Raw genomic sequence first — 14,014 nt, forward strand, 5'->3', positions numbered from 1 at the left:
AGGCTGATAAAAAATCAGCCTCTTTTGCATTACTTACCAATAAAATTTGGTTTTCTCTTTTCTAAGAATGCTGCAATTCCTTCAGCATGGTCCTGCGTTTGTCTCATTTTTAATTGACCGTATTTTTCTAATTCTAATATTTTTAATAAATCTGGGCGATTATTTTCTGCTAAGATCTTTTTCGTTCTAATCATCGCTTGAACCGGCTGATTTAGCCATTCATCTAGCTTACGATTCAAAGCATTCTCCAGTCCATCCTCCGCCACTTCATGAACCACACCTTTAAGCTTCGCTTCATCAGCCGTTTGCACCTTTCCTTCCCAAATAAGATGCTTGGCTTGATCTTCACCTAGCATTTTGTCTAAGAAGAAATGTGCCCCTCCATCAGGGATAAGTCCAATACCGATAAAATTCATGGCCAATTTACTGTTTTTATCTGCAAGTATGTAGTCAGTTGCTAAAGCCAAGCTTAAACCAAGTCCAGCTGCAGCACCCTTAATTGCACTTATTGTGAGCTTTGGTAAACAATATAGGGTAACAACCAGGTCACTCAGGCTCTCCATAATTGGCGCGAAATCGCTTTCATCCCCTTCTGAAAGCATAGACTTAATATCACCGCCAGATGAGAAGGCCCGACCACTACCTGTTAATACAACAATATCAATATCATCATTTGTGCTGATTTCCTTAAGCTTAACTCCCAATTCTTTAATCATTTGTTGGTCTAGAGCATTTAGGCTTTCTGGTCTATTCATTTCCACCCTAGCCACACGACCTTGAACAACCACATTTACTGTGCTTGTAGGACTTTCCGTATTCAAATGAAACCCCTCCTCCGTTTGATACTTTGATTATAAATGTTTTTTGTTAGGAATTGAACCACTTTCTGAATTATTGAAAAAATTATAAAACGGGATTTTCAAAAACGATAATTTCCATACTGTGGTATGACAAAATTTGATACTTTCTTATTTTTTAAAAAGGCTGTGTTAAACTTGAATGTTGATTTCCGTTCCAGGCGCGAGCGGTTCGCGGGCTTGACGGGGAGCTTACCTCTAGCTAACACTCCTGCGGGGTCTCCCCTGCCACGTTTTCCCGCAGGACGTTGAAAAGGCTTCATTGAAATCACACCGCACGATAAAAATGCTTTAGCACTTTTAGAGGACATTGAAAAGACTCCATTGAAACCACACCGCACGATAAAAATGCTTTAGCATTTTTAGAGGACATTGAAAAGGCTTCATCGAAATCACATCGCACGATAAAAATGCTTTAGCATTTTTAGAGGACATTGAAAAGGCTTCATCGAAATCACACCGCACGATAAAAATGCTTTAGCATTTTTAGAGGACATTGAAAAGGCTTCATCGAAATCACACCGCACGATAAAAATGCTTTAGCATTTTTAGAGGACATTGAAAAGGCTTCATCGAAATCACACCGCACGATAAAAATGCTTTAGCATTTTTAGAGGAGTCTTCACGCCTGAAACGTAGATCAACATGTCTTAATATCAACAATGAACTATAACACAGCCTTAAAATCAAAACCACCAGTGTGAACTGGTGGTTTGCTCTGCGGCTGAAAGCCTCTTTTACCGGCCTCGGCCTAAAAGGCCCACTGAAAGGGTTTCCCTTCTGCACCACATTCACACACCAATTCTAAAGAATTTCTTTATTTCTTCCGATTTTTTTCCCCCGTAAATGGGTCAAATTCTTCGAACAACGTTAACTGGTCGGCCATATAATCTTCTTTTAGCTGATTTCTAATATATTCTTGTATTTGTTTCTTATTTCTGCCCACTGTATCGACGTAGAAACCTCGACACCAGAATTTCCGATTTCCATATCGATATTTCAAATTTGCATGTCGATCAAATATCATCAGACTACTTTTCCCTTTTAGGTAACCCATGAATTGGGATACACTTAATTTGGGTGGGATACTAACTAACATGTGAATATGATCCGGACAGGCATTTGCTTCATGAATGACTACACCTTTCCTTTCACATAAATCTCTTATTATTTGTCCAATACTCTTTTTGTATTTTCCATAAATAATCTGCCGTCTGTATTTTGGCGCAAAGACGATGTGATACTTACAATTCCATGTTGTATGTGCTAAACTGTTCATGTCCTTCATAGGGCATACCTCCTTCTTGGCGAGATGAAGTGGTCGGGAAACCAACTTTATCCTACCATGAAGTGAGGTTTTTTTGTTACCACGCTATAAGCTTTCTGGAACCCCCGGCATAGCCAGGGGTTTTCTAAACCATCAAAAAAAAGGGCCCTTACCTAGTAAGGGTCCCTTCATTATTAAACAATTCATTCAAGATTTCTATTTTCTTATCTGTATAGCTTTGAAAACTTTCGTTGTAGGTCTTTGGATCTTTTGGATTGGCAAAGTGAGTGATTTTTCCTGTAATTGGGTGGATAAACTTACTGGCGGCACCACATCCAAGGCCTATAATTGTCTGTACCTCTTCCATGATAATAATATTATAAATACTCTCATGGTTTGGTTTAGAGTAACCAACATTCTCAAGGTTACCCAAAATATTTTTTTGACGATATAAATAATATGGTGAATATCCATGATCTTTTGTCCAATGCTGAGCCATTTCCATCATATGTTCAGCTTCTGACCGATTTGCCACTTTATATTTTTCCCTATGCTTGGTCATTTCAGAGGCGCGCTTAAAGGAAAGAGTATGAACAGTTAAAGATTCTGGCATTAGCTTTTCTGTTTCATTCAAACTATATGCTAATTCAGAAACTCCCTCTCCAGGTAATCCGATAATTAAGTCCATGTTAATATTGTTCATTCCCATTTGTCTTGCTAGGTGATACTTATCTATCGTTTCGTCTACACTATGATGACGCCCAATAGCCTTAAGTGTTGCCTGAATATAGGATTGAGGGTTAATACTGATTCGGTCAATATTCCATTTTTTTAAAACGTCAAGCTTTTCTGGTGTGATTGTATCAGGTCTACCTGCTTCTACAGTGATTTCCCTAATATTTTCCACATCAGGAAAGGATTTGTACATTTCCTCATAAAGCATATCCATTTCTTGCGCGGAAATGCTTGTTGGAGTTCCACCACCGTAATAGACCGTCGTAATTTTGATACCATTTTCTTTTAGCCATTTCCCCATTTCCCGCATTTCATGATGCAGTCCCCCTAAAAAGGAATCTACCGAACCCTTCCTACCATTGATTGCGTATGCCGGGAAGGTACAATAAGCACATTTTGTAGGACAAAATGGAATTCCAATATAAATGCTTACCTCTTGGCGAAGGTTATATAAATCCGGAATAACATGTAGCTGAGTTTCTACAATTTGCTCCATTAGCTCAATTTTTTCATCTGTTAGGAGATAATTCACTTTCAACTGGAGACGAGCATCTTCTTTAGAAATACCCTCTCGCATTTTTTTATGAAGAAGCTTTGTTGGACGTACCCCAGTTAATATTCCCCATTTTTGAACTATTCCCGTTGAATCCTGTAATACAGATAAATAAACCTTTGAAACAGCATTTTTTATAAAATTGAATTGCTGTTTTTCAGTCTCAAAGTTTGGAAGGGCATCCTCTATCACTGCCGTTTTCGTTTCTCTATTCTGTTCAATTAATTCAGCCGTAACTCTTAAACTTTCGTTCAACTCTAGTTGGAAATTTATTTCGATATCAGGCTGATTCATTTCTGAATCAAAGACTAGCTCTGATTCTTCAAAAAAAAGATTGGCGATGAGCTGTAGTGACCTTTGAAAACGCTCATCATTTAAACCATTTATCTTCATGCGCATCATAATCACCTGTTTCAATAAACTTCTATTAGTTTACAAAAAGGAATTATGTAGGTCAACATGATGGGAAAGTTTACATGGTAATCCTCTATTCCCCTTAATGCTTAAGAATCTATTATTCATTTTAATCATTCATGATAGGATTCGGTAAGTCCGATCCATCATCACCATAATAATGTGGTATATTTCCTTCTCGATAAACATCTCCTAGTTTTACTTGAGTTACGACTGGCTCTTCTTCTGTAGTAAATGGGATGACGATTTGTAGAGAGGCTTTGAAGGTAACAAATAATTCTAGATACGTATTATTTATTCCTATTTTTTTAACAGTTGTTTCAAATTCAGGTTCCACTTCACCAACGATTGAAACTTCTAACGGGATTTTTGGACCATAGTTCGCAAATAATGAATTCCTTGTAACCACCCCTAAAGGAATATAATACACAATCGATTCAAACTCTTTATTTGTAGTCGCACCAGAATCATCTTCCAATTTATATAAATGCTTCTCCTTGTTCCCTAATCTCGTTTGAATATCCTTGGTTGTTTGGGTAATAAACTGACTATATAACTTCGTGTTTGTACTGAAGGTTAGATTGCCATTTTTATTATGAAAAATAATTAAGTCATTGATATCAATTTTGTTCATATTTTCTTGAACAGAATCATTAATGGCTTCAATGGCAATCCCTCTAATTTCTGTCTTTGCAATATCTACAAGAATCGGACGCACCGATTGTTCAATGATCCAAAGGGAAATTAAATTTAATAGAATAAAAATAACAAGAGAGATAAATAAAACATACTTTATGGGGAGAGGTCCTTTGCGCGGTCTTTGGAAACCAACAAATCTGCGACGAAACATTCATTCAACCCCCTTACACCACAGGTGCCTGTCACCATCCAAATATTGGATGGTGACAGGCACCTCTCTTCATTTTATGATATTCATCTTCTTTAAGAATTCAATTGGTTGCTGCTTACGGAAGTGTTCTTTCACCATATAGGCAACTCCATGCTGATTGTTTGAACGGGTTACCCAATCCGCTGCCCTTTTCAGTTCATTCGGTGAATTTCCCATTGCTACCCCGAGACCTGCTGTTTCAATCATTTCTAAGTCATCCATATCATCACCGATAACAACCATTTCAGAGATGCTGATCCCTAAATGATCACCTAAATATAATAGACCATTTAGCTTTGAAACACCGCTTGATACAATATCCATCCTTAATTCATTTAATGGAAGAGTATCAATTTCTGGAAACATCTCTTTTGTTACCTTATTGGCATCCAATAAATCCTTATGACTTTCAAAATAGACCTCTATCTTAAGTGGTGATACAGGTTCATCTAGAATAGTATCACTTAAGGAATCTACAAATTGCTGTGGATAAAATACTGAGTCACCAGAATTATAAACGGCCTTCGCAAAAATATTGTTATTTAATTTATACTTATTTGAAAGTGAGAACTTATCATCAATGATTCTTATTTGGGACGGAAATCCCTCAAGTAATCGAACTACGTCAAATGTAATTTCTTCAGGAATTCTATTAATTAAAATGGGATGATCTGCTGAGTCCGCAATAAATGCACCTCGTTGTGTAACAATGATGGAATCTATCTTTAATGCCTTTGCAACCTTTTTTGCAGAAGCAAAGCTACGGGATGATACTAATGTGACATAGATCCCCTTATTTTGAACATATTCAATTGCTTCTTTCGTACTTTTATGAATTCTGCCATTAGGCTGAATGATCGTGCCATCAATATTAATTGCAAGTAACCGAAAAATCATTCCTTTGCCCCCTATTCGTGTTGAAAAGATCCTCAATACACTTTTATGAAAAAAATGGAATAAATAGAACAATGATTAGGACAATGAAACTCAAAATATATTTGGAGTTTTTTACAAAAAAAAGTACAAAGGCTTCCATGATCAATTTGATCAATAGCCTTTGTACTTTCTTATCCATTACTTTCCATTATCCTGCATTTGGACCATATAGCTCCTCTAAAGGTCTCATAATGATTTGATTCAATTCGCCAATTACCATACTCATACGTTGTTCTGCTTCCATTAATCGTGAAATTTTTGGATTTTGTTGAACAAGTGCGACGGTTTTCTGAGCATGATCCACTTCTTCCTGTGTAATGTTTTGCCCCATCATTTGCTTTTCTTGTAACTGCATTTGGATATTACGGAAATTTTCAAACATACGTCTCGCTGTTTCATCAGCATTTACCTCTTGATAAGCATTTTTTAAATTTATATATTCCTGACTATTTCGAATTGCATTCTCTAACTCGTAGGCAGAATCATGTAAGTTTACAGCCATCTTTACACTCCTTTTTAGTTAGGCATCCCATACACTATAACAAAATATGATTTCAAATGCGACAATGTCACCAATTTCCTAATTATATTTCAAAACCAAATGAAATAAATCCCCTTATTGTCTATATAAAATTGACAATCAAGCCTTGGAATAGACCAATAATTCCCCCGAGTAATGCCCCAAGGTAAGTAATCATTTTTAATTCACTACTTGTAATAGATAAAACCATGGCCTCAATTCTTTCCACTGAGAATGACTCAACCTGTTCCTTCACAATTTCTGATAAATGCAGAGTTTCCATAATTCCTTCAATGCGATTCGATAAACCATTACTAATCACAGTCATTACACTTGGAACAATGGACTGAATAATCGTGTCATTGACAGGAGAGGTAATCTCCTTTAACGGAGTTTCTAAGACCTGGTCAATATTTAATAGTTTAAGACTCGCATCCTTAATTGTTGTAAGCAATTGTTCCCTTGAAAATTGCTCCTCCACTTTTTCAATTTTCCAGTCCAGAATTTTTTCCCATTCTCTTTTTAGTACAGCCGTTATGATATCCTCTGTTCCTTCATTTCTCAAAAATTTAATAATCTCTGGTCTAATCTTTTCAGTGATATTCATGTTCCCTAAAAACATTTGCAGCATATTTCCCAGCATTCCACTTTTGTTTTTTATAAAATCATCCACCATTTTTTGTACACGGATTTCCCCTTCCGTGCTTGAGAAATACTCTACTCCCTTGTTTAATAGGTAAGAGCTAATAAGTGGAAACTTGGATTCAATTTTTTCTTTTAGACTAGGAGAAATAATGGTTCTTGCAGACCTCTCCTTATAAGAATCCATGAATTTTTCATACTTCTTATCAATAAATTTTTCTACTTGAAGGGTGATGTCTTTTTCTTCAATATTGAATCCAAAACCATTTACGATTTCTTTCACTGTTTTGTCAGTATTCAAAATAGGTTCTAATTCTTTTTGCGCAATTTGTGTCATTTCCCTTTGGAAATTATCATTTAAAAATTTCCTCTGAATACTTTCAGGAGTTAATAGATGATCCACCACCATTTTTCCAAGCTGAGTCGCAAGTTCATCCCTTCTCTTCGGGATTAATCCAGGTGTAAAAGGGACCTTCCATTTGCCAATATATATGGCATTGTATGGCCTAAAGAGCATTTTGATAGCTAAATGGTTTGTAAACCCTCCAATGACTGCTCCGATAATGACCATAAATATGATTGAATAAATAATCTCCATTTCCATCTACCTTCCGTTACTTGTTAAGCACCATTATTTCCTTCTTTTCATACGATACGATATCAGATTATCGCCCATATTATTAATAAATTTGATGTCTAACCTTCAATTTCTGCTCACCTAATTATAATTGGACTTTTAACGACGAGCAAATGAGGAATCATTATGAGCTTAAACTTTGTATCTATTACGATTAAACCAATCAAAACGTTTCATGACAGAAAAAATGTCCTTAAAATTAGTCCGGCCTTGGCGAGCTATTGGAAAATAAATGTAGGAAGTGACTATACGCTTAATATTAGTACAAAACAGATAAAGATGAAGATTGAGGTTTCTGATTTGAAAAATAATGAGGTTCAGCTTAGTACGCAGTTCCTATCAGAATTATCCTTTCCTATTAATCAAATGAATCTTTTTGCACAGATCAATCACACCACAAACACGATCTATTTTGCTCCCATCATTGCATTAATGACTGAAATCGTAATCATTGATAGAGAAAAACCATATTTCCGATCAATCCATACCTTTTGCGAAGAAATACAAGAATTGATTTCCCAATATGGAGGCTTCTTCTTTATTTTTCAGATCCAGGATATTCGTAAAGAAGGAATTATCGGTTACTACTTTGACCAGGAACAATGGGTGAAGTCATTGCTCCCTTTTCCCAATGTGGTTTATAACCGAATCCACTCACGTCTAATTGAAGCCCATCCATTTGCTCAAGCAAAATTGGAGATTCTTCGTGAATTAAACATACCTATATTCAATCAAGGCTTTTTTTCAAAATGGGAAATTCATCAACTTATTTCCTCTAACGAAATTCTTAAATCATTTCTACCAACAACCGAGCTCCTTACAGAACAAAACCTTGAGGAATTCCTTACCAATCATCAAGATATATATCTAAAACCAACACATGGTAGCCTTGGAAGGAACATCATTCACCTTTGTATGAGGGAGAATAGAATATACGCAGACCATTCTATTGAAAAAAGTGAAATGAACCCTCAACAATTTTCTGATGTCTCACAAGCATTCAAATGGCTTGAACCATATATCCAAAATAGAACCTATCTTATGCAGAAAACCGTTCCATTACTCAAATATAGAGATAGACCAGTTGACTTTCGAGTTCTCGTTAATAAAAATTTCCAGCAAAAGTGGATAATGACTTCTATTGTGGCGAGAATTTCGGCTCCTAACCAATTGGTCTCAAATATTGCAAGAGGTGGACAAATCGTAAATGCCGAACAAACTTTATCAGAATTATTTAATCCAGAAACTTCCGTACAAATATTATCACTTATGAAGGAGCTGGCTATTGAAGTAGCTACATTCATCAGTAATGAAAGAAAGAATGCCTTTTGCTGTGAACTCGGAATTGATATGGGTGTTGATGAACAAAGTCGGCTTTGGATCATTGAGGTTAACTCCAAGCCATCAAAAAAAGATAAAACCCATGATGAAAAGATACGACCGTCTGCAAAAGCCATTATCGAATGCTGTTACTCATTAGCATTTCAACATATTAAAAATGAGGGGTGATTCCAATGCTTTCGCTTGGATTTATGACATTAAGCCTATTCAGTGAAACACAATATTTTTCAGAAATTGCAAGCCGTGCCAAGCCACTAGGAATAACATGCTACAGATTTATTCCATCAAATATCAATCCATTAACTGAAAAAGTGAAGGGTGAAGTTTACAATGATGGCCAAAAAAAATGGATGACTGATGAATTTAAACTACCCGATATATTATATGATCGCTGTTTTTACATCGATGATATTCATTCGAGGCAATGCCAATCAATAGTCAACTGGTTAAAAACTCGTCGTGATGTTACTTTTTTAGGATATGGTCTTCCTGACAAGTTTAAGCTTTATTCCGTATTATCACAGTCCAAGCTTGAAGCCTATTTACCTAAAACAGAGATTATCCAATCCTCTAGTCATCTGTCTAAATTCCTTGCTAAGAATCAGCCCATGATCATTAAACCCGTTTCAGGCTCAGGTGGATTTAATATTTATTACTTAGAAAAAATTGATGCTGGGATAGTGGTAAAAACAGATAAAAATAGTCAACATGTATCCCATTTGTTTTCTAAAGAAGAGCAATTTAGCCTATGGTTGAATCGTCTTCTTTCCCAAAGGAATTACTTAATGCAGCCGTATTTGTCTCTAACTAATATGGATAATCAACCTTTTGATATTCGTACTCTTATTCAAAAAGACGCCACAGGGGACTGGACAATCGTCGGAAAAACCATCCGTCAAGGTGAAAAAGGTGGCCTTATTTCAAATCTTCAGGCTGGAGCTTCCTCTATCGATTTTGATCAATGGATAGAAGGTCAACCATTAAAGGTAAGAAATTATTTACTAGAGGAATTAAATGATATATTAACTACTCTCCCCTCTCTTTTAGAACAATCCTTTAATCGCCTATTTGAAATTGGTGTAGATATAGGCTTTGCCAGAAATGGTTCACTTTGGATTCTCGATATCAACTCGAAGCCTGGAAGAAAAGGGCTCTTAGATACCCATCCCGAATTGAAGGAATCCCTCTACACTACTCCATTACTATATTCTAAGGCAATTCAACATTCTGAGGTTCGAGATAAGGAGGAAAAGTCTGGTGAGGAAAAAGTATCGAATAAATACCATTAAGGGAGACAAAAAAGTGGTCTATCTCCCACAAGAATTTAAGGATAAACATTTTCATAAAATTGCCTTTGGAACATTCGCTGTGGAGGCACAATTCTCCACCCCAAAAATAAATGTGGAAAATTCTTTAACTATAAGCGAATCAGTGGCTAATGCCCTTAAGTATCCTTTTTTCGATGGAACTTTACATGTATTTGCTCATGAAAACATCCTATATATTGGCCCATTAGTTGGAATCTTTACATCTGGATTTACTCCTTATGAACAGAGACCAATTGGAGAAAGAACCTCCTTCTTTACAAAATTACTTTCTGTGCATAAATCGGTGGGAGCTCTTGTCTTTGTTTTTGGTGAACAACATATTAATTGGGAGCAAGGCACCATCAGTGGACTTTTCCTTCTTCAAAATGAATGGAAAACCATAGAGGTTCCATTTCCAAATGTGATTTATGACCGATTACCTAACCGCAGAAGTGAAAAGAGAAGCAATTTTAAAAAGGTTAAGGAAAAATTGCAGGATGAGTATTTAATTCCTTGGTACAATCCGGGATTTTTTAATAAATTAGATGTATTTGAACGGCTTACAGGCGATGAATCTGTTGCTCATTATTTACCCGAGACCTTCCCACTCACCTCCATTTCTTTAGTCGAACGGTTATTGTCAGACTATGGTCAAGTGTTTGTCAAACCGATTAACGGAAGCCTTGGTCTTGGAGTACATCAAATTATTTTCGATAAGGAAAAAGGGGTCTATTATTGTCGCTATCGAAATCAGGAATATCAGAACAAACTATTCAAGTTCTCTAGCCTAGAATCGCTATTTAATTTTGTGTTTAAGAAACGAAACCTTTCTCACTTTCTTGTGCAACAGGGAGTGAAATTAATTAAAACAGAAAATCGCTTACTGGATTTTCGGGTACACACAAATAAAGATGACAATGGGAACTGGCAGGTATCCGCAATTGCCGCCAAATTAGCAGGAGTTGGTAGCGTCACAACACATATTAATAACGGTGGTTCAATTAAGTCGATTGATGAAATATTCCCTTTAATTGATGAAAAGGAAGAGGTCATTCAAAAGTTATCAGAAGCAGCTTTACATTTAAGCCAATCACTTGAAAATCAAATGGAAGGGATAATTGGTGAGATTGGCTTTGATATGGGAATTGATCGTACAGGAAAGGTGTGGTTATTCGAAGCAAATTCAAAACCCGGTAGATCCATCTTTAAACATCCTAATTTAAAGAAATTTGATTACCTGACAAGAAGGCTTTCGCTTGCCTTTGCAGTATTCTTAACAAAACAATCTATTGAACATCCCGAGGAAATATTAAAATGAACGTCTTCTATCATGTTCGTAAAAAAAAATGGATGCACATAGATAATAAAACCTTAAGCTTAGGAAAGAACCTCCTTCCACTAGGGAGATCACAAACAGTTAATCTTCGTTCTCCATTATTCCAACTATGCGAAAAAAAGGGGAATCTCGGCCCCTTCATTGGAATTATGACTAGCAGAAAGGAAGATTATTCTGTTGCAGGAAACGGTCCACTTTTTCGTAAGCTACAAAATAGCTTAATGAATCTTGGAGGAATCTCGATTGTTTTTACCCCTGACGATATCCATAATAAAGGAATGAAAGGGTTTCTATATTTATCTGATCGTGATCAATGGATAAGAGTAGAAGCCCCTCTTCCTCACCTTGTTTATAATCGTGTCCCCTTTCGAAAAATCGAGAAAACAGACTCCTTTATTAAGGCAACCAAGATCTTACAAAAACATAAGATTCCTTTTTTTAATCCCGGGTTTATTGATAAATATGAATTATATCTTCTATTAAAAGAACATCCAACTTTACATCAATATCTCCCCTATACAGAACCTATCCTGGAAGAAAACCAATTACTTTCTTTTATCCAAAAACACAGAGATGTTTATTTAAAACCCACATTATCTGCTAAAGGGAAAGGAATTTACAAATTATCATTAAACGATAGCGAAAAAATCGTGGTACAAAGCATAAAAGATGTTCATTTTTTTGATAATTACTCTGACTTTTGGAAGCAAATGAATGAAATTTTCACATTGGAGTCTTATTTAGTGCAAGAGGAAGTGACTTCATCTAAAATCGATAATCACCGCTATGATTTTCGCATTTTATCCCACTACGAAAATGGGGATTATGGAGTTACAGGGGTAGGCATAAGAAAATCAGAACTTCAGGAAATTACAACTCATATCCCTAATGGTGGTAAATTACTTCCATACGAACTGCTTAAAACTGAGTGCCATGATCAATTCATTGAAAAGATTGTAAAGGAATTAGGAATATTCTTATCTGAGAAGCTCGGCTTTTTTGGAGAATTCTCAATTGATGCCGGACATACTCCGGAAGGAAAATATGTCATATATGAAGTGAATTCTAAACCGATGAGCTTCGATGAGGTCCATATTGAAAATTCTAGACTTGAAAAGCTATGCAAATTATTTTTTCAGCTATCAGGATTTGGATAAACCGCATTCCCTCCCTTTTTCAAACTAGATGTTATAATATTTTTAATTAATCATAGAATCATTCTTTTCGATTAAAAAGGAGGCGCAACCCTTGCTCACCCATTTTCAATTTAAACCCTTATTTGAACACAAACAAATCCCAGGCTGGAGCTTTTCCTTTTATTATCAAAAACAAAAGATAAATGGGATTTACCATCAGAACGGCTCAATAGAATGGACTTCCATTAAACCAGCAGAAGAGGATGAAAAAAAATTAATTGAGCAAATTCATGAGCTCATGCTTTTCCATGTTTATGATAAATAACCTTTTTTGCAAGTTAAAAGAGATCCTGATTTATCGATCTCTTTTAACTTGCGAATTTTTTCTTTTTTATACAAATTGCTATAATACTATGTATAAATTAACTTTCTGGAGACATTGTCCATGCTTACTAAAATACATCATCTATATCCAAATTCAATCATCATCCGTCATCAATCAACTGAGCTTTTTTCCGAAAACTATGTATGGTTCCGGGAACCTAATGAAGATATCTGGTTAGGGATACCAGTCCAGGACATACATGACAAAGAGCTATCTATATTAAAATCACTTCTTCCTTATCATGAATCCATACCAATGAATAACAAAGGCTCCCGTAGCTGGTATCAATTTTTATTTAAAAATGGAGAACTGCCTCCTGTTTCAAATGACATTCGATATCGAGTTCTTCATTTTCACCTAAACGGGAAGGATTTAAATACTGATGATATTGAATCCGCCATAAAGGGTTTTTTTCCAGATGATATCATCATCATTTGGGAAAGCGAGTTCCGTTTGTATATCGTAGAAAGAGAAAGAAAGCATCCATTAGATGAGGAAGGTTTGTATTCATTATGTAAAACTTTTGAAACCGATTTATTTATTAACGCTTTTATTTATTGTGGAAGGTTTACCTTTCTTACAAAAGAATATCCTGAAAACTTTCGAAAGGAAAGAACCTTTTTTCATTACGCACTTGAGCTTTCACCTCAGAATAGAGTATTTTCATTTGAAAAGATTTTCCCGAGAATTCTAACTGCACATATGGCTGAGGAGTTATCTAATGGGTTATTTTCCAGTATTGGTGAAGTCTTTAAGGATGACCCGGATTTATTCATTTCCATAAAGGTGTTACTAGAAAATAACTTGAATGTATCAGTGACTTCTAAAAAGCTTTATGTACATCGAAATACATTGCAATATCGAATAGATAAATTTACAGACAAAACAGGAATCAACTTAAAGGATTTCAATAGTGCTGTTACCGTGTATTTTGCGTGCCTAGCGATGGAAATCATTCCTAGTTAGGCAATTTGCACAACTTCCTCCTGGACTTTTTTGTGCACATTTCACCTGTCATTTTGTAAGCCTTTTCGTTAAGATTAAGTCAATAACAACAAC

General features: G+C 35.7%; 13 protein-coding genes. 6 read left to right on the forward strand and 7 right to left on the reverse strand.

Annotation, left to right across the window (positions count from 1 at the left end; genetic code table 11):
- Positions 1-29 precede the first annotated feature (29 nt).
- The 7 genes from BQ6100_RS10090 to BQ6100_RS10125 form a co-directional block, all read right to left on the reverse strand.
- Positions 30-821, reverse strand: a complete 792-nt coding sequence (locus BQ6100_RS10090) for an enoyl-CoA hydratase (RefSeq protein WP_075981539.1) — start codon at positions 819-821, stop codon at positions 30-32.
- A gap of 853 nt (positions 822-1,674) precedes the next feature.
- Positions 1,675-2,145, reverse strand: a complete 471-nt coding sequence (tnpA, locus tag BQ6100_RS10100; protein ID WP_075981491.1) for an IS200/IS605 family transposase — start codon at positions 2,143-2,145, stop codon at positions 1,675-1,677.
- Between the two features lie 148 nt (positions 2,146-2,293).
- Positions 2,294-3,811, reverse strand: coding sequence for a coproporphyrinogen III oxidase (locus tag BQ6100_RS10105; protein ID WP_075981541.1), 1,518 nt, complete (start codon positions 3,809-3,811; stop codon positions 2,294-2,296).
- 124 nt (positions 3,812-3,935) lie between these two features.
- Entirely contained in the window at positions 3,936-4,676 is a 741-nt protein-coding gene (gene yunB, locus BQ6100_RS10110; protein ID WP_075981542.1) for a sporulation protein YunB, read from the reverse strand.
- Positions 4,677-4,745: 69 nt separating this feature from the next.
- The gene (locus tag BQ6100_RS10115; protein ID WP_075981543.1) at positions 4,746-5,612 is read right to left on the reverse strand and encodes a Cof-type HAD-IIB family hydrolase; all 867 of its coding nucleotides are present in this window, start codon (positions 5,610-5,612) and stop codon (positions 4,746-4,748) included.
- A gap of 187 nt (positions 5,613-5,799) precedes the next feature.
- A complete protein-coding gene (locus tag BQ6100_RS10120) occupies positions 5,800-6,153 on the reverse strand; it encodes a YlbF family regulator (protein WP_075981544.1) in 354 nt (117 codons plus the stop codon).
- 121 nt (positions 6,154-6,274) lie between these two features.
- The gene (locus BQ6100_RS10125) at positions 6,275-7,411 is read right to left on the reverse strand and encodes a DUF445 domain-containing protein (protein ID WP_075981545.1); all 1,137 of its coding nucleotides are present in this window, start codon (positions 7,409-7,411) and stop codon (positions 6,275-6,277) included.
- Between the two features lie 165 nt (positions 7,412-7,576).
- Here BQ6100_RS10125 and BQ6100_RS10130 point away from each other — a divergent pair, with 165 nt between their 5' ends.
- The 6 genes from BQ6100_RS10130 (at position 7,577) to BQ6100_RS10155 (ending at position 13,921) form a co-directional block, all read left to right on the forward strand.
- Positions 7,577-8,959, forward strand: a complete 1,383-nt coding sequence (locus BQ6100_RS10130; RefSeq protein WP_084780318.1) for a YheC/YheD family endospore coat-associated protein — start codon at positions 7,577-7,579, stop codon at positions 8,957-8,959.
- Between the two features lie 5 nt (positions 8,960-8,964).
- A complete protein-coding gene (locus BQ6100_RS10135) occupies positions 8,965-10,080 on the forward strand; it encodes a YheC/YheD family endospore coat-associated protein (protein WP_075981546.1) in 1,116 nt (371 codons plus the stop codon).
- Complete coding sequence (locus BQ6100_RS10140; protein ID WP_075981547.1) at positions 10,049-11,416, forward strand: YheC/YheD family endospore coat-associated protein; 1,368 nt, start codon at positions 10,049-10,051, stop codon at positions 11,414-11,416. The genes BQ6100_RS10135 and BQ6100_RS10140 overlap by 32 nt, the downstream gene beginning before the upstream one ends.
- A gap of 167 nt (positions 11,417-11,583) precedes the next feature.
- Complete coding sequence (locus BQ6100_RS10145) at positions 11,584-12,591, forward strand: YheC/YheD family endospore coat-associated protein (RefSeq protein ID WP_235816511.1); 1,008 nt, start codon at positions 11,584-11,586, stop codon at positions 12,589-12,591.
- Between the two features lie 91 nt (positions 12,592-12,682).
- Complete coding sequence (locus BQ6100_RS10150) at positions 12,683-12,895, forward strand: YheE family protein (RefSeq protein ID WP_075981549.1); 213 nt, start codon at positions 12,683-12,685, stop codon at positions 12,893-12,895.
- Between the two features lie 120 nt (positions 12,896-13,015).
- Entirely contained in the window at positions 13,016-13,921 is a 906-nt protein-coding gene (locus BQ6100_RS10155; protein WP_075981550.1) for a PucR family transcriptional regulator, read from the forward strand.
- Positions 13,922-14,014 lie beyond the last annotated feature (93 nt).

This window comes from Bacillus massilinigeriensis (genome assembly GCF_900117315.1).
GTDB lineage: Bacteria > Bacillota > Bacilli > Bacillales > Cytobacillaceae > Bacillus_BE > Bacillus_BE massilionigeriensis.

Bases quoted from the DNA above. Each gene is read 5' to 3' on its own strand.
- tnpA (WP_075981491.1), bottom strand. From the start codon at position 2,145: ATGAAGGACATGAACAGTTTAGCACATACAACATGGAATTGTAAGTAT.
- BQ6100_RS10125 (WP_075981545.1), bottom strand. From the start codon at position 7,411: ATGGAGATTATTTATTCAATCATATTTATGGTCATTATCGGAGCAGTC.
- BQ6100_RS10155 (WP_075981550.1), top strand. From the start codon at position 13,016: ATGCTTACTAAAATACATCATCTATATCCAAATTCAATCATCATCCGT.
- BQ6100_RS10130 (WP_084780318.1), top strand. From the start codon at position 7,577: ATGAGCTTAAACTTTGTATCTATTACGATTAAACCAATCAAAACGTTT.
- yunB (WP_075981542.1), bottom strand. From the start codon at position 4,676: ATGTTTCGTCGCAGATTTGTTGGTTTCCAAAGACCGCGCAAAGGACCT.
- BQ6100_RS10115 (WP_075981543.1), bottom strand. From the start codon at position 5,612: ATGATTTTTCGGTTACTTGCAATTAATATTGATGGCACGATCATTCAG.
- BQ6100_RS10135 (WP_075981546.1), top strand. From the start codon at position 8,965: ATGCTTTCGCTTGGATTTATGACATTAAGCCTATTCAGTGAAACACAA.
- BQ6100_RS10120 (WP_075981544.1), bottom strand. From the start codon at position 6,153: ATGGCTGTAAACTTACATGATTCTGCCTACGAGTTAGAGAATGCAATT.
- BQ6100_RS10105 (WP_075981541.1), bottom strand. From the start codon at position 3,811: ATGCGCATGAAGATAAATGGTTTAAATGATGAGCGTTTTCAAAGGTCA.
- BQ6100_RS10145 (WP_235816511.1), top strand. From the start codon at position 11,584: ATGACTAGCAGAAAGGAAGATTATTCTGTTGCAGGAAACGGTCCACTT.